Origin of the sequence: Methanobrevibacter oralis (assembly GCF_001639275.1) — an archaeon.
Classification (GTDB): domain Archaea; phylum Methanobacteriota; class Methanobacteria; order Methanobacteriales; family Methanobacteriaceae; genus Methanocatella; species Methanocatella oralis.
In genome coordinates this window covers 1-24,455 of record NZ_LWMU01000056.1, presented here as the reverse complement: position 1 = coordinate 24,455, position 24,455 = coordinate 1, and the positions used below count along the sequence as shown (strand labels likewise).

General features: G+C 26.0%; 19 protein-coding genes and 1 pseudogene. 7 read left to right on the top strand and 13 right to left on the bottom strand.

Going from position 1 to position 24,455, the window contains the following annotated elements; genetic code table 11:
• A partial coding sequence (locus MBORA_RS04180) for a hypothetical protein (protein ID WP_156482693.1) occupies window positions 1-303 on the bottom strand: 303 nt, incomplete at its 3' end.
• Window positions 304-635: 332 nt separating this feature from the next.
• Entirely contained in the window at window positions 636-767 is a 132-nt protein-coding gene (locus tag MBORA_RS11305; protein ID WP_282955712.1) for a hypothetical protein, read from the bottom strand.
• A 1,114-nt stretch (window positions 768-1,881) separates the two neighbouring features.
• On the opposite strand from MBORA_RS11305, the gene MBORA_RS04175 reads away from it, so the two are divergent.
• Window positions 1,882-2,355, top strand: coding sequence for a MarR family winged helix-turn-helix transcriptional regulator (locus tag MBORA_RS04175; RefSeq protein ID WP_042694431.1), 474 nt, complete (start codon window positions 1,882-1,884; stop codon window positions 2,353-2,355).
• On the top strand, window positions 2,339-3,718 hold the full coding sequence (locus MBORA_RS04170) for an MATE family efflux transporter (RefSeq protein WP_063720270.1): 1,380 nt from the start codon (window positions 2,339-2,341) through the stop codon (window positions 3,716-3,718). Before MBORA_RS04175 ends, MBORA_RS04170 begins: the two co-directional genes overlap by 17 nt.
• A 43-nt stretch (window positions 3,719-3,761) precedes the next feature.
• Here the strand turns inward: MBORA_RS04170 and MBORA_RS04165 are convergent, their stop codons facing one another.
• Both MBORA_RS04165 and MBORA_RS04160 read right to left on the bottom strand, forming a co-directional pair.
• Complete coding sequence (locus MBORA_RS04165; protein ID WP_042694428.1) at window positions 3,762-3,977, bottom strand: hypothetical protein; 216 nt, start codon at window positions 3,975-3,977, stop codon at window positions 3,762-3,764.
• 24 nt (window positions 3,978-4,001) lie between these two features.
• Complete coding sequence (locus tag MBORA_RS04160) at window positions 4,002-4,262, bottom strand: hypothetical protein (protein WP_042694426.1); 261 nt, start codon at window positions 4,260-4,262, stop codon at window positions 4,002-4,004.
• 459 nt (window positions 4,263-4,721) lie between these two features.
• Here MBORA_RS04160 and MBORA_RS11455 point away from each other — a divergent pair.
• A pseudogene (locus MBORA_RS11455) lies at window positions 4,722-5,672 on the top strand (ketopantoate reductase family protein).
• A 174-nt stretch (window positions 5,673-5,846) separates the two neighbouring features.
• The gene (locus tag MBORA_RS04150) at window positions 5,847-6,269 is read left to right on the top strand and encodes an SseB family protein (RefSeq protein WP_042694424.1); all 423 of its coding nucleotides are present in this window, start codon (window positions 5,847-5,849) and stop codon (window positions 6,267-6,269) included.
• 202 nt (window positions 6,270-6,471) lie between these two features.
• Here MBORA_RS04150 and MBORA_RS04145 read toward each other — a convergent pair whose 3' ends face one another.
• The 5 genes from MBORA_RS04145 to MBORA_RS04125 form a co-directional block, all read right to left on the bottom strand.
• The gene (locus MBORA_RS04145; protein ID WP_052331856.1) at window positions 6,472-6,726 is read right to left on the bottom strand and encodes a hypothetical protein; all 255 of its coding nucleotides are present in this window, start codon (window positions 6,724-6,726) and stop codon (window positions 6,472-6,474) included.
• Window positions 6,727-6,734: 8 nt separating this feature from the next.
• Entirely contained in the window at window positions 6,735-6,914 is a 180-nt protein-coding gene (locus MBORA_RS04140; RefSeq protein WP_042694420.1) for a hypothetical protein, read from the bottom strand.
• A gap of 893 nt (window positions 6,915-7,807) precedes the next feature.
• Window positions 7,808-10,300: an Ig-like domain-containing protein gene (locus MBORA_RS04135; protein ID WP_063720269.1), complete on the bottom strand. Its 2,493-nt coding sequence runs from the start codon at window positions 10,298-10,300 to the stop codon at window positions 7,808-7,810.
• Window positions 10,301-10,339: 39 nt separating this feature from the next.
• Complete coding sequence (locus MBORA_RS04130) at window positions 10,340-14,227, bottom strand: C1 family peptidase (protein ID WP_063720268.1); 3,888 nt, start codon at window positions 14,225-14,227, stop codon at window positions 10,340-10,342.
• A 141-nt stretch (window positions 14,228-14,368) separates the two neighbouring features.
• On the bottom strand, window positions 14,369-18,931 hold the full coding sequence (locus MBORA_RS04125; RefSeq protein WP_052331855.1) for a C1 family peptidase: 4,563 nt from the start codon (window positions 18,929-18,931) through the stop codon (window positions 14,369-14,371).
• Window positions 18,932-19,042: 111 nt separating this feature from the next.
• On the opposite strand from MBORA_RS04125, the gene MBORA_RS04120 reads away from it, so the two are divergent.
• Window positions 19,043-19,435, top strand: a complete 393-nt coding sequence (locus MBORA_RS04120) for a hypothetical protein (protein ID WP_042694410.1) — start codon at window positions 19,043-19,045, stop codon at window positions 19,433-19,435.
• On the opposite strand, the gene MBORA_RS04115 is transcribed toward MBORA_RS04120, so the two are convergent.
• Complete coding sequence (locus MBORA_RS04115; RefSeq protein ID WP_042694468.1) at window positions 19,422-20,297, bottom strand: Mrp/NBP35 family ATP-binding protein; 876 nt, start codon at window positions 20,295-20,297, stop codon at window positions 19,422-19,424. The two genes, MBORA_RS04120 and MBORA_RS04115, sit on opposite strands and share 14 nt — an antisense overlap.
• A 19-nt stretch (window positions 20,298-20,316) precedes the next feature.
• Window positions 20,317-21,648 (bottom strand): FAD-dependent oxidoreductase, encoded by a 1,332-nt coding sequence (locus MBORA_RS04110; protein WP_042694408.1) that lies wholly within the window; start codon window positions 21,646-21,648, stop codon window positions 20,317-20,319.
• 91 nt (window positions 21,649-21,739) lie between these two features.
• Here MBORA_RS04110 and MBORA_RS04105 point away from each other — a divergent pair, with 91 nt between their 5' ends.
• The gene (locus tag MBORA_RS04105; RefSeq protein WP_063720267.1) at window positions 21,740-22,360 is read left to right on the top strand and encodes a CatA-like O-acetyltransferase; all 621 of its coding nucleotides are present in this window, start codon (window positions 21,740-21,742) and stop codon (window positions 22,358-22,360) included.
• On the opposite strand, the gene MBORA_RS04100 is transcribed toward MBORA_RS04105, so the two are convergent.
• Together MBORA_RS04100 and MBORA_RS04095 are read right to left on the bottom strand one after the other, a co-directional pair.
• Window positions 22,344-22,673, bottom strand: a complete 330-nt coding sequence (locus MBORA_RS04100; protein WP_042694406.1) for a TIGR04076 family protein — start codon at window positions 22,671-22,673, stop codon at window positions 22,344-22,346. The genes MBORA_RS04105 and MBORA_RS04100 overlap by 17 nt on opposite strands.
• An 80-nt stretch (window positions 22,674-22,753) precedes the next feature.
• Window positions 22,754-23,503: an Ig-like domain repeat protein gene (locus MBORA_RS04095; RefSeq protein WP_231476038.1), complete on the bottom strand. Its 750-nt coding sequence runs from the start codon at window positions 23,501-23,503 to the stop codon at window positions 22,754-22,756.
• Between the two features lie 458 nt (window positions 23,504-23,961).
• Between MBORA_RS04095 and MBORA_RS04090 the strand changes: the two genes are divergently transcribed.
• Window positions 23,962-24,455, top strand: a 494-nt coding sequence (locus MBORA_RS04090; protein WP_394328383.1) for a hypothetical protein, incomplete at its 3' end; no start/stop codon positions are given.

The window sequence follows — 24,455 nt, the reverse complement described above, 5'->3', positions numbered from 1 at the left end:
AAGTTTAGGAAACCCTTTTAATTCGTTTTTTAATAAATCGATATAACGAATTGCTTTTTTGAAATTTTGTTGGTTAAATAATTCGTAAAATAATTCAAGATATTCTTTTATTTCTTGTTCTAAGCATGTTTTTTTGTCTTTACTTAATTTTTTAATTTTGTAATCTGAGAGTTTAGGATGTTTTATTTTTAATTTTTGCTTGTAATTTTTTACGGTTTTATTGATTTCAGATTGTATGGCTTCTAAAATATTTTTATATAAATGAAATATGCAATGTTGATGAACGAATCCTAATTCATTCATTATTTCATAATATCCTTGTTTTGAATCATGTTACTATCTGCTTTTACGGTATTTTAATGGAATATTTTTTTTAATAAAATTTTTAACAGTTTTATTTGATTCATTATTATGATATATGGCATGCTACGGGCATGTTTTTTATTGTATCAAATATATCGAGTCTATACCATCATTTACCTTCTATTCTAATCCATTGTGTGTCATAGCTAAAATATCCATGAGAGTTCTGATTCCTCATCACACAAATTATAGTGAATCACTACAAAATATGTAATTTTTCTAATGGATTCATAAGAGATGTTTAATGATATATAATTCATTAAAATCATTTTTTAAGATTTCTTATATGATTTCCATCCATGTTGGAGTAATTTTTTTGCTTTATTTTTAGTATTATTTTGAAAAATTGCAGTATTTTTCATAATATTTAGAGAATTCTGATTGACATTTTCTTTTACAATCATGGCATTCATATCTTTTTATTTTCACCTTAACAGCCAAACCAGATTCTAAATACAAAATTCTCCAATTAAAATCTTTCTTAATAAACTTTTTTTTTAGAACCACAATGTTTACAAAAAGGATAACGTTCTTCGATTTCACCATTTTTATTAACAAAATAATTATCATCCAATATTGATTCAATAGGATAGAATTAATTGAACATAGTATTTTTCAACAAAGCTTTTTCCATCTAAAAATCCTTTTCGAATAGGATTTTTAAAATCACCGATAAATATATATTGTTTGCCATCCAATCTAAGATATGGAAGGCTTTTGATTTGTGTTTTCATGTATAATTATTTGTCTTCCATTTTATATAAACTTATATATGCTTTGTTTCAATAATGACAAAATATTAACATTGAAAATTTAATTTAACTAACAATAAGTTATTTAAAGAATAATTAAAAGGAAAAAAAGGGGCTTAAAATATTTGATAAAATTCAAAAAAAATAAAAATTTGAAATAAAAAACACAAATAGTATTTAAAACTTTCGTAAAAATCAAAAATGTAAAATCAAAAAGAAGACCAAATAGACAAAATTGAAAAATTAAACACTATTTATATACAAAAGACCTAACAAATTGACAGTCCCTTTCTATATAATTTTTATATAATATATATAATCAATGTCATCAACCTAATTATTTTTTTAGTATTCTGGTGCTGATCTATAGTTCATGCTGAATTTTCGTGCTTTGAGGAGTTCCTGTGCAATTGGTTTCTTGTATCTTTTTTTGATGAATTTCTTATTATTGCTGATATTGGGTTTAAAATCATTTATGAGTATGTATTGTATTTCTTTTTTATAGCTGCAGTTTACTATTTAGTCTCGTTTTTAGTATTTTTGTTAATAATTTAGCAACCTATCCAAATTTAAACCTCAATCTAAGATATGTAATTAAAAATTAAGAAAAATAAACATTTAATACCTAAAAAAATACATCGAGGAAAAAAATCTATTGTAGATTATTAATTGTTGTCAATGCAATAGTTGTTAATGCAACAGTTTATATATGATAAACAATTATATTAATTATGTTAATTTCAAAAAATTAATTGGATAAAATATTATGTTATTAGAAGAATTAAAAGAAATAGAAGCTTCTGATTTTCCAATTGGAAAATTAATTATGATTATTAGTAAAAATCATGACTCTTATTGGAATCATAAACTTGAAGAATATGAAATTAAAGCTTCACAACTACACCGATTATTTGAAATTAATAATGAAAATGAAATTAACCAAGATAAAATCGCTAATAGATGCAACTTAAATAAAGGTGCAGTTGCAAGAAACATTCAAAAATTAGAATCAGAAGGATTAATATTAAGAGAAGTTGACGAAAATAACAGAAGACAAAATAAGATTTCATTAACAAATAAAGGTAAAAAAATTGTAAATAAAAGTCTCAAAGCACTAAATAACTGGGAGAAAGAAGTATCAAACAACAATTCTATTGATATTAAAGTTTTAAAATACAATTTAAAGGAAATAGCAATTAAATCAATTGAAATGAATAAAAATTATGAATCGGAGGAATAATGTGGCAGATAATAACATCGAAATAATTACAGGAGATCCAAAAAGAGCAATTAGAAAACTAAGTTTACCAATGATGCTTTCAATGCTTTTAATTATGCTTTATAATATTGCAGACAGTGTATGGGTTGCAGGTCTTGGTGCAGAGGCTCTAGCTGCTATTGGATTTATTACACCATTATTTATGGTTTTAGTAGGATTAGGAAACGGTATTGGAGCTGGAGCAAATTCACTAATTGCAAGATTTATTGGAGCTGACGATTATAAACAAGCAAATAATGCTGCTCTTCATTCAATTGTACTAGCAGTTATCGTGTCCGTTATATTTACATTAATTATTGTAGGATTTATGAAACCACTTTTACTTGCAATGGGGGTAGGAGATACATTAGAATATGCACTAAATTATAGTTATATCATTTTTTCAACATTAATAATATTTGTATATTCAGGAGTAGCTTCAGCAATATTTAGATCAGAAGGGGATATGAGAAGATCCACCATAGCTATTGCAGTTACAGCAATTTTGAATATAATATTAGACCCAATATTTATTTATATATTAAATCTTGGAATTACTGGTGCTGCTATAGCAACTGTAATATCAGCTACAATTTCTTGTATTGTAATGTCTTATTGGATGTGGGGTAAAAAAGATTTGTACCTAGATTTAAGTCCTAAAAACTTTTCATATGATGGAAAAATCATGGTTGACACTTTACAAGTAGCTATTCCATCAACATTAGAAAATATAATATTTTCAGCTTTAGCAGTTATTATTAATGGAATGCTTGTAATTGCATCTGGTACAACAGCAGTAGCAGTATATACTGCATCAATGAGAATAGTACAATTAGCTATGATTCCACTAATCGGTATTGCAACCGCTGTAATTACAGTTGCTGGTGTAGCTTTTGGTGCACATAATTATATAAACTTAAAAACAGCACACAGTTATGCAATTAAAATAGGATTTGCTGTATTATGTTTAGGCGTCATAATGTTTGTTTTTTCAAATCAAATTGCAACATTATTCTCATACACACAAGCAAGCGCATCTTTAGCTCCTCAAATCGCAACTGCAATTTCTGTACTTAGTTTATTTGTACTAGCTATTCCCCATGGAATAATGTCTTCTATGATGTTTCAAGGTGTTGGTAAAGGAACATATTCTTTAATAATTACCTTACTTAGATCAATATTGGAAAGTGCATTTGCATACATATTTTGTTTTATTTTAGGCTGGGGATTACCAGGAATATATGGTGGAGTAGTATTTGGATGTTTCCTTGGAGGAACAGTTGGATACATTTGGGCCAAATTATTTATCAAGAGATTTGGTAAAATTTACGCTAAAACAGATTAAGTTTTTAAAATTGGGGATTATAACTCCTCAAATAAACATTTTTTTAAACTTTGATGTTGTATGCATTATATGCTGCAAATGATGAATAAATAAAACTAATTATTGTTCCACCAAATCCAAGATGTGCATAAAAAATTATTAAATTTAAAATAATAAATATTGCAAATAATTTTAATCCAATTTTAGTTTCACCTTGTATTATTTGACCAATTCCAGGCAAAATAAAAGATATAATTGCAGCAGAAGTTGAATTTATCATTTTTATAAAAAGAGTATAATGAAATTATTCAGCCTTAATTAAAATTTCAAAAGACATTGAATCAATTATAGCTGTTTCACCCGAAGAAATTGTATAAATTGGCGAATTATGTAAAATAATGTTATTGTTAACTTCTCTTATTTTATTATCTCGTACTTCTTGTAAATGAGTTGCTTCTTTAAGTTCTTCATCAAAATAACAAAATCCTTCAACAGCATTTCCTTCTAAATCAAATTCGATTATTTCACCATTATGTTTATTGGTTGCTTTTATTTTATAAATCATAAAATAACACTCCAAATATTAATTAATATACTTAATTATATAAATTACCATTCTTAAATATTATGATTAATTATTTATCCTTAAGTTCTAGTTTTACATTATAAACAGGAATTCTAATCATCAATTTTTTTTCCACATTCAGATACCCTACAGAATTCCACAAAATGGACAATATATATCTCATATATTTTTTAATGATTCTTTTACAATAGAAAATTAAACATATACAATAGAAATGTATGTCTATTTTTATAAAAAAGTAATAATTAAAAAACTATTATAAAAAGCTAAAGTAGCTACCCCAAGTAAAAAATTTATACAAACCTAAATGTAATTGTAGAAAAAAAATCTAATGTAGACATGTATTTCAAGTGTAAAAATTAGATTAAAATATATTGTATGCAAATTTTTTATATTAAAAAATATATAACATCAATTAAAATTAATGGGATTTTTAAAATGAATATATTAATCATTGGGTCTGGAGCAGTTGGGATTGGATTAGCTTCATCAATGTTATCACAAAAAGCTAATATTTCTATTTACTCAACAGGAAAAACAGCAAAGGCTATTAAAGAAAATGGAATTAAAAGAACTGGATTGTTTACTAATTACTCTTTTTCAAAAGATGAATTAGAGGTATATGAAAAATATGAAGAAATTCCAAAAGATAAATTTGATTATGTTTTTATTACAAGTAAAACAACTGCTAATGAGGACATTTCTCAAAAATTAAATAAATATAGAAATATTCTAAAAGAAAATTTTAAAATAATTATTTTTCAAAATGGATTTGGAAATGATGAATATTTCCTAAGATATTTCAATAAAGATCATATTTTTTGTGCACGAGTAATAACTGGTTTTATTCGCCCAAAAAGACATGTTAGTGAAGTAACCGTTTATACAGAACCAATAGCTATTGGTTCAATTCAAAACTCACCTGTTGATGATTTACAAATAATAGCCGATATGATTACGGAATCTGGAATAAAATGTGAAATAACAAAAGATATTGATAAATTATTATAGGCTAAAATGCTTTACAATTCTGCTTTAAATCCGTTAGGTGCGATATTGAATGTAAATTATGGTAAACTTACAGAAAATAAATACTCAATAGAAATAATGGATAAAATTATAGATGAAATATTTGATGTTATAAATGCTTCACAATACACAACTTTTTGGGAAAATTCCAATGAATACAAAAAAATATTCTATTCAAAACTTGTTCCTGATACATATAACCATTATTCATCAACATATCAAGATATTCAACGAAAAAGAAGAACTGAAATTGATTCTTTAAATGGTAAAATAATTGAATTAGGGGAAAAATATGATGTTGATGTAAGTGTTAATAAAATGATTTACAATCTTATTAAATCAATAGAAAATAATTTTTAAGCTAAAACTTTATATAGCTTAGAATATAAAATAGTATTGTTCATATTTGAATATACTATTTTTTTAAAATATGAACAATGGTGATGGTTGAATGAACATTCGTTTGTATTCCTTTAGTGGTGTTTAGGAAGAGAATGTTCATTATATAAAAAAAACTAATTTTAAGTGATTATAATGAGTAATCTTAAAGAATTAATAGAAGAATTAATAGAAATCGATGAATCTGAAGAAAAAAATGAAGAAAGACTTCATGAGTTAGATCATGAAATAGATCATAAAGTATTTGAAAGTGAATTTTTAATTCCATTAATCGAAACTGAAAATGATGAAACTGAAATAATAACTTTAATCATTGGGGAAGAAGATGATGATAGTGAAGAATATCTTATTCCTATTTATACTGATGAAGAAGAATTTGATGAAGGTATAAAACAATTTATAGATGGATTTGATGAAACTAAGTTACTCCGTGATAAACTTACTGGTGAACAATTAATTACTGCTTACTGTGAAGACGAAGAATTTGTTGGAGTAATTATTAATGCACCACAATGTGGATTTATTATTCCAATGGAAAACATCCATCAATGTTGTTAATAATATAAAATTTTAGATGTTTTATTATTCCTAGATAAGGGCCATGAAAAAGATTTTTTAGTAGTAGCAATATTGGTAATTGCAAAATATGCAATGAATGTTTTAAATACCTAAAAGTTTTCGATGAATGATTAAGCATTTGATGGTATTATTTAATTCATGATGAAAATAAAATCATTTCAAAAAAGGAATTTTAAAATAATTAATCATCAAAATCATCTTTGATTAATTCATCAATAGAATTATAATACCTATATCTATAAGCCATTTTAAAACCATCAGAAACTTCTCTTTTTGGCCTTTTTATTTTACGAATAAATTCTTTATTTTTAAAGTTTTCTTGATGTGATTTAACTAAATTTTTATTTTCACGAAAATAACTATTGTTTTTACGGTTAATTGAAGGTTTATACATTTTTTTTCTAACTAAACGCCTTCTTGATGTTATAAAATGCATCACAAAAATCACTTATTTTTTGAAGATTTATCTAAAGTAGATTGAATCTCATCAATTCTCTCAACTACAACTTTAATTGCTTGTTCTCCTTGACGAGTCGGGTTAATACCTTGTTCAACAAGTAATGCATCCCTAATATCCCTTAATCTATCAATTGAATCAATTTTCATGATTGTACTGTAAAACATGCTAAAAATTCCTCCATTTCATAATATATTTAGATAAATATATATAAATTTTTTATATTATAATTTAATTTTTTTAGATATATACATTTAACGAAATTATTTAAATATATTTCTCGATTAAAAATTGTGCTAATCAAAAGTTGATTATGCTAAAGATGTAATCCTACATGAAAAAGTTGTACATCAAAAACAGGGAATGTTGAATGTGTTAAAGTAACTATAACCCTAAAATCCGGATTAAATTAAATTTTAGAGAAGTTTATTAAAATAATTGAATCATTATTTTTCCTAAATCGTTAAGGCATTGATGTTAGAAGTCAATATAGAACTGGTATTTATTGGCAAGATAACTTTTAAAGAAATTATTTAGATTTTTTAGCTAGAAAACAAAAATAATCCCAATTTCCAATCGTTACAAAAGCTCATACGATATATAGTTTTTATCATGCTAAATATTATCATCAAAAATATTTAGAGAAAGATCTACAAGAACATTGTCATGTTGATTTAACTTTAATTGACGATTAAACATTATCACATTTAACTAAAGAAGAATATAAAATAACACAGCTAGCTATGACAAAACGACCCTATAGTGGAAAATATAATGATTTTTTTTAAAATGTATATATGTAAATGGTAAAGTTTTATTTTCTTCAGAAGATAAAATACATTCACTTTGTAGACATCCACTTTTTAAAAAAGCTATTTCAGATGATGTTTTGTAAAACATATGAATACGAGTCATTTAATGACACCAGTTGAAGTTAGAAGCAAAAATGCAAAATCACATTGAGCCATTTAATGATGAGCCAAATGGAATTATTTAGCTGCATTAAACCTTATACCAGAAAAAGAGATAAAATAAAAGTTAGAGATTTTATAAAAAACCTCTATTTTTTAATTTGAATTGTGTTTTTAATAGTGTTTTTAATATACACTGATTTAACAGTGTGTTTCCCCAATTTTAAATTCTTTAAACTTACAGTAGCTATTCCTTTTTTATTAGTTTTAGAAGAATATGTTTTTCCATTAATTTTAAAAGTTATTTTTTTGTTCTTAATAGCTTTTCCATTACTGCTTTTTAAAGTTGCTTTAAACTTAATTATTTTAGCTTTTTTAACTTTAATATTTTTAGCTTTTAAAATCTGTTTTATAAAAATAGTATTTATTGCTTGTTCACCCTTAAAAGTTGTGATTATTTTATAACTTTTTGGAAGGAGATTTATTTTAAGATTAGCATAAGCATTTTTATCTGTTTTAACTTTATAACTTTTACCATTAATTTTAAAAATTACTATTTCACCTGAATTAGCTAATTTTCCATTATCTCCATAAATACGAACTTTAAAAACATTACCGCCGTTATAATCCATTGTTAAATCCTTATTTGATGTGATTCTTTTAACGATTTTTAAGGTTTTTGTTATATTATCACCTGTAACTGGATTAATAGCTGTAATTTTATAAAATCCAACTTTTAATTTTTCATTTAATTTTGCTACGCCATTTAAATCGGTTATTGAAGAATACTCTTTTGAATTTATCACAAATCGAACAACAGTATTTTTTAAAGGACTTCCATCTTCACTATAAAATATAGCTTCAAAATCAATACCACTATTGAATCCTCGTGTAATATCTCCTGCATTAACTGTTAAAATTTTATTAACTTTTAATTTACCAAAGAAGCTAGTTGGATTACACTTATCATTGCCCTTATAGAATACTGAATAATTATAAATTCCTTCCTTTAATCCAGCAAATTTAATTATAGCTTTTGAATCTTTAACTATTGAATTTAATGTTATGTTTTCAATTATTATTTCAATAATTCCTCCATTTGCATCATTTGATAATGTTAAATTAAATATAGCTTCACTACCAACAGTGATATTTGATACCTCTACTTTTAAAGGAACATCTATTTTTGAATCATCTTTAACACTGAATAAAGAATAATTTTGAGTATAAATATATGAATTAGTGTTAATGTTATCTTTTTGAGCTAAATTGACAGTATAAACACCAATAGTTAAATTTTCTAAATCTTTAACATCATCATTAGTACCAATTACAGTTTTATTATTTAGTAAAACATTTACATTAATATTTAAAAGATTTGTACCATCATCAACTGTTATTTCGACTTTTTCCACTTCACCAACACTTATATTGCTAGTACTTATTGTGTTTATAACTTCAAAAAGAGAGTTAGTAATATTAACACTACCAGCTACATTGTAGATATGCCTTTCACGACTAGCTTTGTTTGAGAGAAAAGAACAATTTTCAATTGTTATATAACCACTTTCTATATAAAGTGCTCCACCATCCATTTTTGCTACACAATTAGTGAATCTTGAGTCTTTAATTTTTAAATTACATCCATTCTCTACACGAATTGCACCACTATTCCCGCTTCCATTTTTATTTTTTGTCCAAAGCTTTCCACCAGTAGATGTTAAGTTGTCAAATGTAGAGTTATGAATTTCAACTCGACTTTTTTCTTTTATATTAATAGCTGCTGCTTCATCAACAGCTCTTGAATTTAAAAACTTCGAATTATAAACATTTAAAGTTGATTTTTTAACACTAATAATTCCGCTTTTAGCAGAACAATTAACAAATGTACAATTATAGATATTTACACTAGCTTTTTTTGCATTTATTGAATTTCCTTCCTTTGATGAGCCTTTAATGAATTTAGAATTATAAACATATAACTCTGAACCTTCTTCTGCGTATATAGATCCGCCTTTTTTAGCAGTGTTTGAAAAAAAGCTTGAATTATAAACATGACATGTTTTTTGATTATGAATTGCTCCACCTTCAGATCCCCATCCAACATTTGAAGCAAAATAACAATTTTCAACGGTCAAATAACCATTATTTATAATTCCACCTTCTTCACTATGATCACCACCATCGTTTTTACCAGTGTTAGCATTGATAAATTTTAAATTAGATAATTTAACATTACCCCTTGTTTCAAAAAATCCTCCTCTTCCACAAGCATCGATTATAGAATCGCCATTTCCTTTTAATTCTAATCCATTAATAATTGTTGAATATAAATAATTACCCTTAACATTTCTAATATCATTATATGTTCCATTTGCAAATACAATTGTATCTCCACTTTTTGCAGAGCTATATGCATTGTTCCAATTTGTTGGGTCAACTTGTGATGCACCAGAACCTGTTCCATTAGGACTAATGTAAATCACATTTTTAGATTTTAAACTTGTATTAATACCTTCATTAAGACTTATTTGTTCATTATCATTTTTTAGTGTAGTATTTTCAGCAAAAATTGGTGCTGATGTTAAAATTAAGCTTAATGAAATTATTAAAAGAATTAATAATTTTGATTTATTTTTCATTTTTAACACCTATATAAAAAAAAGAAATAGGGTTTAGCCCTATTTTTTTATTTGAATTGTACTTTTAATACTAGATTTAATATAGCTAGATTTAATAGTGTATTTTCCCACTTTTAAATTTTTAAGTGAGATACTTGCTATTCCTTTTTTATTAGTTTTAGAAGAATATGTTTTTCCATTAATTTTAAAAGTTATTTTTTTGTTCTTAATAGCTTTTCCATTACTGCTTTTTAAAGTTGCTTTAAACTTAATTATCTTAGCTTTTTTAACTTTAATATTTTTAGCTTTTAAAACATGTTTTACAATAACATTATTAACTACTTTTTCTCCTTTATATTCTGTTATAATCTTATAAGTATTTGGTATTAGATTAATTTTTAGTTTAGCATAACCTTTTTTATCCGTTTTGATTTTATAGGTTTTTTCATTAATTTTAAAGATTACAATTTCACCATCATTAGCTATTTTACCATTATCCCCATAAACACATACATTAAATGTATCATGCCCATTATAATCCATTGTTAAATCTTTGTTTAAAGTAATTCTTTTAACAATATTAACAGTATTGAATGTGATATCTTCAGTTACTGGATTAATACTGGTTATTTTATGTTTACCAACATTTAAATTAGCATTTAATTTTGCAACACCATTTGCATCTGTAATTTCATTATATTCTTTTCCATCTACAATAAATGTAACTACTGTATATACTAATGGATTTCCATTTTTATTTAAAAAAATTGCCTGAAAATCAATTCCACTATAATGAGCTCGAGTAATATTACTTGATTTAATACTATTGATTTTTTCTTTTAAAATTTTAACTTGTGTTTGTGTAGTTATGCTATTGTACTTATCACTGCCTTTAAAATCACATTTTGCTATGTAAATACCATCTGATAATTTAGCTTCAATATACGCGACACCATTAAAATTAGTAGTTGCCTCATAGAGATTATTATTTATACTTAAAATAACTTTTTCATTATCTATTGGATTATCATTAATATCACTTAGTGTTATTTTAATTTTTGAATTTTCATCATTTGTTGTAACCTCAGAAATTTCAAGTCTTGTATTGATTTTTGAAGCTTTGTTTATGACAACTTTTGTAGTATTTTCTGATGAAAAATAATTATTTCCTCCATCAAATTTAACAGTTAAATCAAAGATTCCTGCTTTTTTAAACGATGTTTGGAATATTGCTCTACCATTTACAACATTAACAAATTCTTTTTTATCATCCACTAAAAATGTTACAACACCTTCATTAATTAACTTATTATTTTTATCAAAAATTGTAGCTGTAATAGTTACAATTTCGTCCATATTAGCTGTTATATCATTAACCACAATATTGCTTTCATTTAAATTAGAATTACATCTTGTAAATGCTTTAATACAAGCTACTTGTGATGAATATTTATGTTCTAAATCTGGACGATCATATACGAAATCAAATAAATCTTTCCAAGTTTGACCATCTAAACTAAAGAATGATACTCCTTTATCATAGCTTAATCTTGATGCGGATACAATTTCATATATTGGAAAAGACGCATCCTTATCAGCATTAAGCTTAATTGAAATAGTGAAATTATCTCCAATTTTTAATGGGAATTCTTTTTCAAATGGAATTGTAAAGTATCCTGCTAGACTGTGTCCTCTTTGAGTTAATTTTAAATCATTATTTATATATAATGAAACTTCATAATCCTTTTCAAATTCAAATACAGTTGAAAATGCAGTTAATATATCATTTCCAATGGAAGTAAATGTGTTTTTATAATAAACAGTTTTAGATTCTGTGTATAAAAAATCAGTCATACCACCAATGTCATATTGGTAGTTTCTATTGTACCTTACTGTATCATTTAATATAAATGTAAATGCAGAATTATCTATACCCACTCCATAGACTACTGGGTCATAGTAAGAAACATAAAAATATCCATTATCTCCCCAATCAGAACCCCAACTATTTTTTACAATCCATGCACCATTAGTTGCTGCCATATTACCCATTGGAAAGTTATTTTTATCGTAGTTATCATCCCAACCAACAATACAAACAGCATGATTTGCATAAGCTTTAGTGGATAATGTGTAGAAGTGTGCACTTTTATCTTTATTAAAAACAAGAGGATTACTATCATCCATATAAATAGTTACACCAACAGCTCCATAATCTAAAATAGCTTTTTTAATAGCATTATTATCTAGCGCATTGGTACGTGTAGGTAAATAATATACATTTTGAACATGCATAACAGCATCTAAAAGAGTAGATAATGTTGAATAATCATCGTATTTATCATCACTTTCTAAAACAGGACCAATCCAACTAATTAAATTACCCCACATCATTTCAGAATGACCTCCATTATTAGTATCATAATCCCAACCATATGCAGAGTATTTTTCAATTAGATTTTTAATATTTTCTTCAGATAAGTCCATACTTTTACCAGTAGCTTTTAGAATACATGATTCTAAAGCTGCTAATGGACCAAAAGCCCAACAATTTCCACCTGCCATTTGATTACGTATGGGAGTTGAATAACCTTCTTCAACTAAATTATATTTAGATGGTAAAACTCCATTATATGAAGAATTATATTTCATTAATTCATAATTTGAATTATATCCAATATCATAATTATATTTATCTTGAGAATGGATTATATTATCAATTAAAGCAGAACTTCTACCAAATGTTACATTAGTTAAATTTAATTTGTTTGCATTTGAAAATATTGTTCCACCAATTCTTGTTGCCGTACTTTCATCAAAAGAAGTGTCTTTAATAATAACAGATGTACAGTTGTCAATGAATAATGCTCCACCATCACGTGCTTGACTTTGAATAATATTAACATTTTTAATTGTTACATTTCCATACATATCATAAATAGTTCCACCATCAAATTTTGCAAAGTTATTTGTGAAATTTACGTTTTCAATTATTAAATTAGAGTTTAGATTACAAATAGCTCCTCCAAAATCAGCATGTCCATTAGCAAAATTAGCATTTTTAATAGCTAAATTTGTAACTTTAGAATAAATTGCACCACCTGCATCATCATCAGCACGGTAATTTTCAAAAATACAATTTTCAATAGTTATGTTTCCACCATCTGTCGCTAAAACACCGCCATAAAGACCAGATGAAGAATTATAAAATTTAGAATTTTTAATTATGGTATTTCCATTTTTATGATAAATAGATCCTCCATAAACTGCAGTATTATTGATAAATAAACAATTATTTAATTTTAGATAAGATGGCATAGAAAATGCTGCATAATAATTAGACCCTGGAGAATAAATAGCTCCTCCAAATGAATTATTATATCCTAAGTTTGCATGAATATCAACACCATGATTGTTTATAAAAGCAACATTTGTTCCATCTAATGTTCCTCTGTTTTCAATGGTTGCATGATTAAAAGTCATATTACTAACAAATAATCTAGCTAAATCTGGAATTTTAATAGCTATACTTGCATTACCTACATATTTAATGATAGTATTTTCCATACTTTGTCCAATGAAGGTTACCTGAGTTGCAGAGGTAATTGAAACACCATCATTAGAATATACTGTACATGGACTATTTATTTCATAAACACCATCTGCAAAATAAGCTGTTACACCATATGGCAATCTTTCATCCCTAAGATATTTGTAAGGATTATTCTTAGATCCATCTCCATCAACATTAGCAGATGCATTAAAGTAATAAACAGGGTTACTATCCTTTAATTTCTCATTTTCATCATCATTATACAAGTTAACATCTTTAACATTATCTATCGTTTCAATATCGCCTACAGTATCAATATTTTCTGCACTGAGTGGTGAGATTGACACTGAAAATAATATTAAAAAAAAGTATAGGAATATTTTAATATCTTTCATTTAAAAACCTCAAGTACATATTTTTTGTTGTTTTTAATCATTTAAAAAGTTTTGGATAACCTAAATTAATTAATATGATAAATAAGTAAAAAATTATTACTAAATCATTTATTTAAAAAAAGTTGTAAATAGAGAAAATCCCTATTTTTTGACAATGATTGAATTTTTAACACTAGATTTAACATATTTAGAGCAAATATTGTATTTTCCTACCTTAAAGTTTTTAAGATATATTGTTGCTATGCCTTTTTTATTAGTTTTTGCAGTATAAATTTTACCTTTAACTTTAAATGTAATTTTTTTACCAATAATGGCTTTTTTATTAGTATTTTTAAGAGTTGCAGAAAATTTAATTGTTTTAGATTTTTTTACAACAATGTTTTTAGCTTTTAAAACAGGATTTACTACAATGTTATTAAATACTCTTTCTCCCTTATAGGAGGTTATTATTTTATATTTATTTGGAATAAGATTGATTTTAAGTTTTGCATATCCATTCTTATCTGTTTTAACATTAAAAGTATTTTTTCCAATTTTAAAACTAATTACCTCACCACCATGAGAAATTTTTCCATTATCCCCATAAATTCTCACATTAAAAGTATTTCCACTATTATAATCCATAATTAAATCTCTATTTAATGTAATTCTTTTAAAGATTTTTACATTTCTAGTTAAATTTTCATTAGTAAGTGGATTAATAATTTTAACTTCATATGCACCTACAGATAATTTTATATCAAATTTAGCAATACCATTAATATCTGTAACTGTTAAATACTCTTTTTTATTAATAATGAAACTAACAACCGTATTTGCTAAAGTATTACCTTCACTATCTAAAAATCTTGCTTGAAAATCACTGGCTTTAATCGTTGATGTGACATTTATTTTTGAGTAAACCTTATTCACATTATACTTTTTATCTCCATCAAAGACACTTAAAACATTATATGAACCAACAGCTAGTGAACTAATATCAATTTCAACAAGACCGTTTTTATCTGTTAATTTTGAATATTTAACTTTATTTATAAATACATTAATTTTTTGATTAGAAATTGGATTAGAATTGTTATCTAATAATAATGCTGAAAATTTTTCAAAACCACCATAGTACTTATAAATATTATCCGCAACTAATATTAACTTTGAATTTGACTTGGAAATGTTAACAAAAGAAGAATTTGAAACTTTATTATACTTATCATCACCATCATATTTAACATTAAATAAATAGTTTCCAACACCTAATCCACTAATATTAAACTTTACAATACCCTTATCTGCAATAGAATTATACACCTTAGAATTTAACATTAAAGAAATTTTACCATTAATATCACTTGGAATTTTAACATTAATAATTAGATTTTCACCTTCAACAATATTTTCACATTCAACTATTAAAGAAGTGTTGATTTTATTAACCTTGAATTTTGATGAAGTTTTTGATGCAGAATATATTCCATCACCTTTAAATTCTCCAAATATACCGTACTCACCAGCTTTAAATTTATCAGAGATGTTTAGTGAACCTTTACCATTTTTAATATTTAAAATGTAACTTTTATTGTTAATTTTAATATTAACTATTGCATTACTTAAGTTTCCTAAAATCGCCTTAACAGTTAAATCATCACCAACATTAATATCTTGAGTAAAAATTCTTAAATTTAAATCAGGACTAGCTACATTAACTATTTTACTAAGTGTTTTTTGATTATACAAATTATTTCCCATGAATTTTGCTTTAATTGTATAATTTCCTGGTTTTAAATCAGATATTTTTAATAACTCACCATTAGTAACGTGTTTTTTACCAGCAACTTCAACATTAACTGGTAAAATCAAATTTTCTCCAATTATATTAGTTAATTTAATAGCTATTTTTAAATCATCACCATAAGATATATTATTTGAAATAATTTCTAAAAATAAATCCTCTTTATCTAATGTTAGCATTTTAAAAATGCTAGAAATATTATAATAATCATTTGATTTATATATAGCTAAAATATTATGATTTCCACTTTTTAAATAAACTTTAAGATTAGCTACTCCATTTATAACTTTTTCTGTATAATCCTTACCATCAACATTAAAATTTACAATACCCATATTTACAGCTTTATTATTTTGATCTTTAATATTAACTAGAATATTTGTTGAATTGAGAGATGTAATAGCTATTGTTGTATTTAATATGTCTTTTGAAGCTGTTGTAAATGCTTTAATACAAGCAACTTGTGATGAATATTTATGACCATAAGATTCATTTACAAAATAATCATATAAATCATGCCAATTTTTACCATCATAACTAAAAAATGAAACTCCCGGTGTATAAAAACACCTACTTGATGAAACTTTTTCACAAATAGGAAAACTTGCAAATCCATTATTATTATGAATTTTAAGAGATATCTTAAAAACGTCGCCTAGTTTAAGAGGAATTAATTCTTTTAAATGTATAGTATGATAGCCTGCAAGTGATGTAGCGTTTTGAGATAATTTAACTACATCATTTACAATAATATCAGCTTCCCATTCGGTTGTTGTATTAAAATATGTTGAAAACGCAGCTAAAACATCATTACCTGTTGATGTAAACTGATTTTGATAGTATATTGTATTATATCCTGTTACAAAGTAATCAGTTTTACCACAAATATCATATTGATAATTTTTATTAAATCTGATTGTATCATTAAAAATAATTGCAAAGGTATTTTCATGATCATTTAATTTAGCTAAACTTGTATCATAATAAGATACATATCCGAAACCTGAATCTCCCCATCTTTTTCCATAACTGTTTTTAACAATCCATGCTCCATTTCCAGGCGGAGTCAATCTAAAATTACTTTTAGAGTAATTATCATCCCATCCAATAATTGTAATTGCGTGATTTCTACTTTCATTACCATTATAATAATAAGAAGCCTGATTCATGTACTGGGTTGAAAACTTCATACATATCTCAGAAGCAACAGCACCATACTCCATTATAGCCTTTTTAATCATATCATTATCATTGTAAGATTTTCTCTCTAAAAACAAAATATTTTGAACATGAACAACACTATTTAAAACAGGCGATATAACATCCCACTCATCACTAGGATCAGAAGTCTCATTAACAGGTCCTAACCAACTTAATAGATATCCAAGTGAAAAGGAATATAAACCACCATTATTTGTTTCATAAGGCCAACCATAATCTGAAAATATTTGAGCAATATTTTTTAAGTTACCTTCTGATAAATCAAATTCTTTTCCAGTCGCTTTCATAATAGTTGATTCTAAAGTAGCTATTGTAGCAAAAGCCCAACAATTACCACTATTACCCTGTTCTTTAACAGATGAAACATGATTCTTATCACGTAAATCATATTTAGAAGGTAACACTCCTTTATAATCTGATTTATATTTAATCATTTCATAATTTTCATTTCCAATAAATATTTCAAACAAATCACTTTGATAAATATCATCATTTTCATCTGCTTTATTTCCAATATATGTGCAATTATCAATTGAATTTTTTAAATTAACAAAAGCAAAAATAGCTCCAGCTTGATAAAAAGCTTTATTATTGTTAAATTTAGAATTTAATACTTCAAACTTTGTTAAATTATCAGCAAAGATAGCTCCACCATATTTTGCAAAGTTTTCATTGAAATTAGAATCTTTAACAGTTAAATTTCCATACATTGCATAAATAGAACCTCCTTGATAACTAGCATTATTTTTATTGGCATTAATTTTATCAATTACAACACTAGAGTTTAAAGAAGTTATGGCAGGACCAAATGACGATTTACAATTTGTTAAATTACTATATTTAATATCAGATTTTGAATTCATTAAATAAATAGCACCACCTGCATCATATTCAGAATATGAATCCTCAAATACAGAATTTATAATTGTTAAATTAGACTTATTAATAGCTGCAATACCCCCACCAAACTGTTTAGCATGATTATTTATGAATTTAGAATTTGAAATAACTACACTAGAACAATTAATATAAATTGCTCCACCATATTCCGCATAATTATTCTTAAATATGCAATTATCAAATCTTATTTGAAATGAAGATGAAGATTGATTAAAAATATTCCATAATTCATCATAAAATGATGATGAAGATGAACCTACTATTTTAATAGCTCCACCATATGAATTTCCATAATTATCTTCAATATTGCTTATACTTCCCTCAAAAATAGTATTATTAGCTATCATTCCATTTTGAACTTTAATATTCGCTCCTTTAAGAGTTATATTTTTTAACACAAGTGTAGAACTTGTTTCTAAAAAATTACCAGAACCTGTGTAATGGATTACTGTTGTTTTAGGATTACTTCCAATTATATTCATTTCAGATGATAAAAATCCTGATGAATATGGTTTAGAATTAATTGTATAGATTCCAGGAGCAAAATAATAATTAGAATAACCACTAAGCCTTCCAGAATTTAAATATTTATATGGACTAGATTGGCTTCCTGACCCATCACTTTGTGCAGATGCGTCAAAATAGACACTAAAACCACTACTAACTATATTATCACCATTATTTTGCAAATCCTGTGATAGGGTAACATTTTCATCAACATCATTTGCAAAACTAAACGGAACTGTAATTAAAAATAAAAATAAAAGAAATACTAAAATTTTATTATATTTAAACAATCTTTCACTCAAGTACATAGTTTATTTTTAATTATCTCATATTATAAATATTTAGTCATACCAAAATAATTTGAATTAAATATATAAAATAAAAAAATTAAATTAAGACTAATGAAAATTGAAGAAATAGAACATCATGATTTAAAAAATTATATCAATGCAATTTATTTACATGGTGAAAATAAAAATAAAGAAGCTATTGAAAAAACTGAAGAACAAATTAAAGAATATTTGAATAGTCACGAATTTATCATTTCAATTGAGAATAAAAAACCTATTAAGATTCCTTATGGACTTATTGAAGATGAAAAATACGTTGTTCCAATTTATACTGATTTAAAAGAATATGAAAAAGGATTGGAATATTATTCTTTAAATGAAATGGGTGAAAATAAGGATTATGAAATAAAAAAATTATGTGAATATAAAAAAATAAATGAAGATCCTAATTTTTTAGGATACTTAATTAATATGGCTAGTGTTAGTTATATTACTCTTCTTTAAGTAATTCGTCCTGAATTTGAATAGCAATTTCCATAAATCTGCTTGTAACAAGTCCTTCTGGGTCTAAAGTTACAACAACACCATCTTTATTCGGTGAATCTGAAACTTTTTCTGTTAATGGTAAATCACCCAAGTAAGTAATTTCCATTTCTTCTGCGAAAGCCTTTCCATCTCCTTCACCAAATATGTGAAGTTTTTCACCACAATGTGGACAATTATAATATGCCATATTTTCAATCAAACCAATTTTATCCACATTCATCATGTTAACCATCTTAACACATTTTAAAACATCTTCTTGAGATACTACATTAGGAGTAGTTACCATAATAACTGAATCAATGTCTGTAATAGTTTGTAGAACAGTCAAGGGTTCATCTCCAGTTCCAGGAGGATTATCTATGATTAAAAAATCAAGTGAACCCCAAGCTACATCTGCAATTAATTGCTTAATAGAACCTGTCTTTTGAGGTCCTCTCCAAATAATAGGTGTGTCAATACTATCTAACATGAAAGCCATTGACATTACTTTAAGACCACTAGGTGCCACAACAGGAATCATTGCATGATCTTCATTAATAAATAACTCTTCTCCTTCTAAACCTAACATTTTAGGAATATTAGGACCATGAATATCAGCATCTAAAATTCCAGTTTTAAAACCTAATTTTTGTAAAGTTTCAGCAAGATTAGCAGCAACAGTAGATTTTCCTACTCCTCCTTTTCCACTCATAACAGCTATTTTATGTTTAATTTGACCTAGATTTCTAGATAATTTAATTTCTTGTTCAATCATTTGTTTTTGTTGTTCCGGAGTCATATCTCCTCCGTGACCATGGTGTCCATGAGCATGTTCAGCCATTTTCTCTCCTCCAATAAATTTAATTAAATTTTTTACTAACTTCTTCAACAGCAAGTACTAATGGATCTGTAACCATTGATACAGGTGGCGCATAAGCAAATTCCATATTACTTAATTCAAAACAGGTCAGCTCTTCAGTAATAGCTAATGTCATTGTATCAATTCTCTCAGCTACCCTTTCTTCAGCTATTATCTGGCAACCAATAATTACACCTTCACTGTCACAAATAACTTTAATATCCATAGGTTTTGCATTAGGGTAATAACGAGCTCTAGTTAATGCTTCAACTTTTTGAACAACAGGTCGAATATTATTCTGTTGAGCAAAACTAGATGTAAATCCAACAGCTCCAAATTCTAATTTGCCCACTTTAGACACCATTGAATTTAAAACTGGATTAAATTTAGATTTTTTACCAGTAATAGTGCGAGCTAATGTTTTAGATTGTCTAACAGCAGTAGTTCCTAAATGACTAATTGTATTAGAACCTAATATTAAATCAGTTGATTCAACACAGTCCCCAACTGCATAAATATCTTCAACAGATGTTTCCATTTTATCATTAACAATAATAGCCCACCTGCCAACATCACAACCAGCCATTTTAGCTAATTCTAATTCAGGTCTTACACCAGTAGCTAATATAACCATTTCAGCGTCTACTGCATCATCATTTCCAAAACAAGCTTTTTCTACTTTATTTTCACCAATGAGTTTTGTAATCGGATGACCTAAAATAACATCAATACCTTCCATCTCCAAATATCTAACAATAATATCAGACATGTCTTTATCAAGAGATCTAGGTACTACCTGAGGCATCATTTCAGTTAAGGTAACCTTTAAGCCAAGTTCTTTAAGTGCAAATGCAATTTCAATACCAATTAAACCAGCACCAGTAACTAAAGCACTTTCAATATTTTTAGCATATTCTTGAACTTTGACACCATCAGCGATATTTCTAATCTGAAAAACACCTTCCAAGTCTAAACCATCCATTGGAGGCCTAAATGGATTTCCACCAGTAGCAAAAACTAATTTATCATAATCAATTACAATTTTTTCATTATCTTTATCATAAGTAACAGTTTTATTATCACTATCCACTGCAGTAACTTCAGCTCCTATAATAACATCAATATCTTTGTTCTTATAATCCTCAGGAGTTCTCATAATAATATCATCAAAAGAGCTAATCGTTCCAGATAATACATAAGGAATAGCACATGGCGAATATGCAACCTTATCGTCCCTTGTAAGAACCATAATTTCTATTTTTTTATTTATTTCGCGAATATTAGAAGCTGTAGAAATACCTCCAGCTCCTCCTCCAACAATTACTACTTTCATTATAACAAAACCCAAAATTTAAGATTTATAACATTATACATATTTAATAAAAGAAATATAAAAAAGTAACTATAAATAATAAGGTTGTAAAATGAAAGAAATTGAATTTAATTTAGATGAAAATCCTTTTATAAACTTCCAATCATCAAGATACACAATGTCCGCTAAAATTAATGTTGAAAAGTTATGGAAGTATTCAAAAAACAATAACAAATCGTTTTTTATTTTATCATTAGGATGTTTGATAAATGCTGTTAATTCAGTTCCTCAACTTAAAAGAAGAATTCATAATAATAAAGTAATTGAATATGATTATTTAGATGGAGTTTCTCCAATAATGGATAAAAACACTAATGTTTACAGAGAAATGAGAGTTGATGCTCCATATGAAGACATTCTAGAATGGCATGATTATGTTAAAAACTTATCTAAAGAAATTTTAAGTGGTAAAAAGGAAGGATTTGCATTAGACCTTGAAAAACGTGATGAAACTAACATTGCAAACTTTTCATGCATCCCATGGGTTGATTTTGAATCAATGACATCATGTATCGCTAGTGGAAATCAAATTCAACCTTTAATCACATGGGGAAAAGTCAATGAAAGCTATGATATTACTGTAAGCATTTGTGTTAGCCATATTTTTGTAAATGGTTATGAACTTGGATTATTTTATAAAAATGCACAGGACAATTTCAGTCATCTACCTTAGATTCAATATCAGTACTTTCTAATTTAAAAATTACTGGCCTTAAACCATCATTACAACTAACAATAGCTACTCCAGGTGTTTTAATCCAATCATTATAATACCAAACTTCATTTGCTCCATGTGCTAATGCGAAAACATATTGATAAACTGCTTTCCATGCTTCATCACAAAATTTTTCTGGTTTTGCATAGTCTGCATAAAATATTTGACCTTCTTCCATTAAAGGACATGTTGATAATCCTTCAATTCCATATTCTTTTGCTAAATCTTCTTGAAAAGTAGTTTTTAAAATAGTTATTTTAACCTTTTTCATGATTAAAAATTGATTTAATGTATAATTAAATTTTTCTATAATGATTAATTTAAAAAAGAATAAAAAAAATAGAAATTAATCTATTTTTTAAATTTTAAAATTTTAGGCACAAAAACAGAAATTAAAGCTAATAAAATCAATAATACTGGATTACCAGTAGCTGGTTCAATACTTGTTTTTTCTATTTTTTCAACTGATTTAATATCAGAATGTTCTTTATTATTTGATTCAACAGTGACACTTTCATTAGTAGTGACATTAACAGAAGATCCATTAATATTAACAGCAACTACATTAGTATAAGTGCCTGGAGCAGAAACTCTAAAAGTAAGAGTTAATTTAGCAGTTTCTCCATGTTTTAAATCGCCAATATTCCAAATAGCTTTTTTACTATTAAATGTTCCTTTGGAAGCTTTAGCAGAAATTAAATTAAGTCCATTTATTAAAACTTCTTTTACAGAAACATCATGGAATAGCGGACCATCATTACCAACAGTTATAACAAATACAACTAGATCATTAACTTTAACACTTTTATTTTGTGCAATTTTTTTAATCCAGATATTTGTTTTAACTAATTTGACTTTAAAAGAATTAGTTGCATTAGATGAATAAATATTTTCATTACCTTCAAATCTAGCAGTAACATCATATTTTCCAATGTACAAGTTATTTATTCTTAAAGTGCCTATACCATTTACTACATTTACATTGTAATTAGTACCGCCAACAGTAATAATTGCAGTTCCATTTAATTTATTGCCAAATTCATCTGTTAATTTAACATTTACATTAACTGGTTTATTATAATCAACATCCCCTACATTAATAGTTAAGTTAGGATGTATTTTAAGTACTTTAAATGTGATTGAATTTTTAGATGAATTAATATTATTGTTACCCCCATATGAAACATTTGCTTCATGTAATCCACTATTTAAACCTGTAATATTAAAATAACCTACACCGTTAATTACATTAACATTGAAGTTTTGGCACTGTCAATTTGTTAGCTCTTGGTCATATTTTTTTAGTTTTTTTCTTTTTCTTTGATTTTTTTTGTGTTTTATGTTGTGTTTGTGAAAAGATTTAAATATTAGTTGTTGTTTTCTTGTTGTGATGGGTTTTAATACTAGTTTTTTGCGTTTTTTATTTCTTTTTAAATCTTTCTAATTTTTGATTAACTGGTTGATTTTTTTCTTAAATTATTTTTACCATATTTTTGTAATTATATTCTTAATTTAAGCTATAATAAGTTTTATATAGGTTGGAAGACAAATATTTATACATGAAACCAAAAAACAAATGCCTTCCATATCTTATTTTGGATGGCAACCAATATATATTTAACTATTCGAATGTTGATCTTGTTAGAAAAAATGATGATGAAAGAGTGCAATGTAGTTTTGGTGAGAATACTGTTCAATTTTTTTTGTATATCGATGGTATTCTTGATGAAGATTGCGTTATTAACAAAGATGGGGTTATTGAGTATCATGATCCTCATTGTAAGCATTGTTTTTCTCATGATGTTATTAAAAAATCTTATAATCGGCGTAAAATTTATTTAGAAAATGGAGTTAGTGTTATTATTAAAGTCAAGCGATATCTTTGTAAGAAATGTAGAAAATATAGTCAAGTAAGGCTTAATGGAATTTATGAAGATTTCTGTAATTTTTCAACTAAAATGAAAAACAAGGCAATTGAGTTGCGAAAAAGAGGTTGGGATTCATTAAGAAATCTTTCTTGGACATTTAATGTTTTTAATAGCATTAATATGTC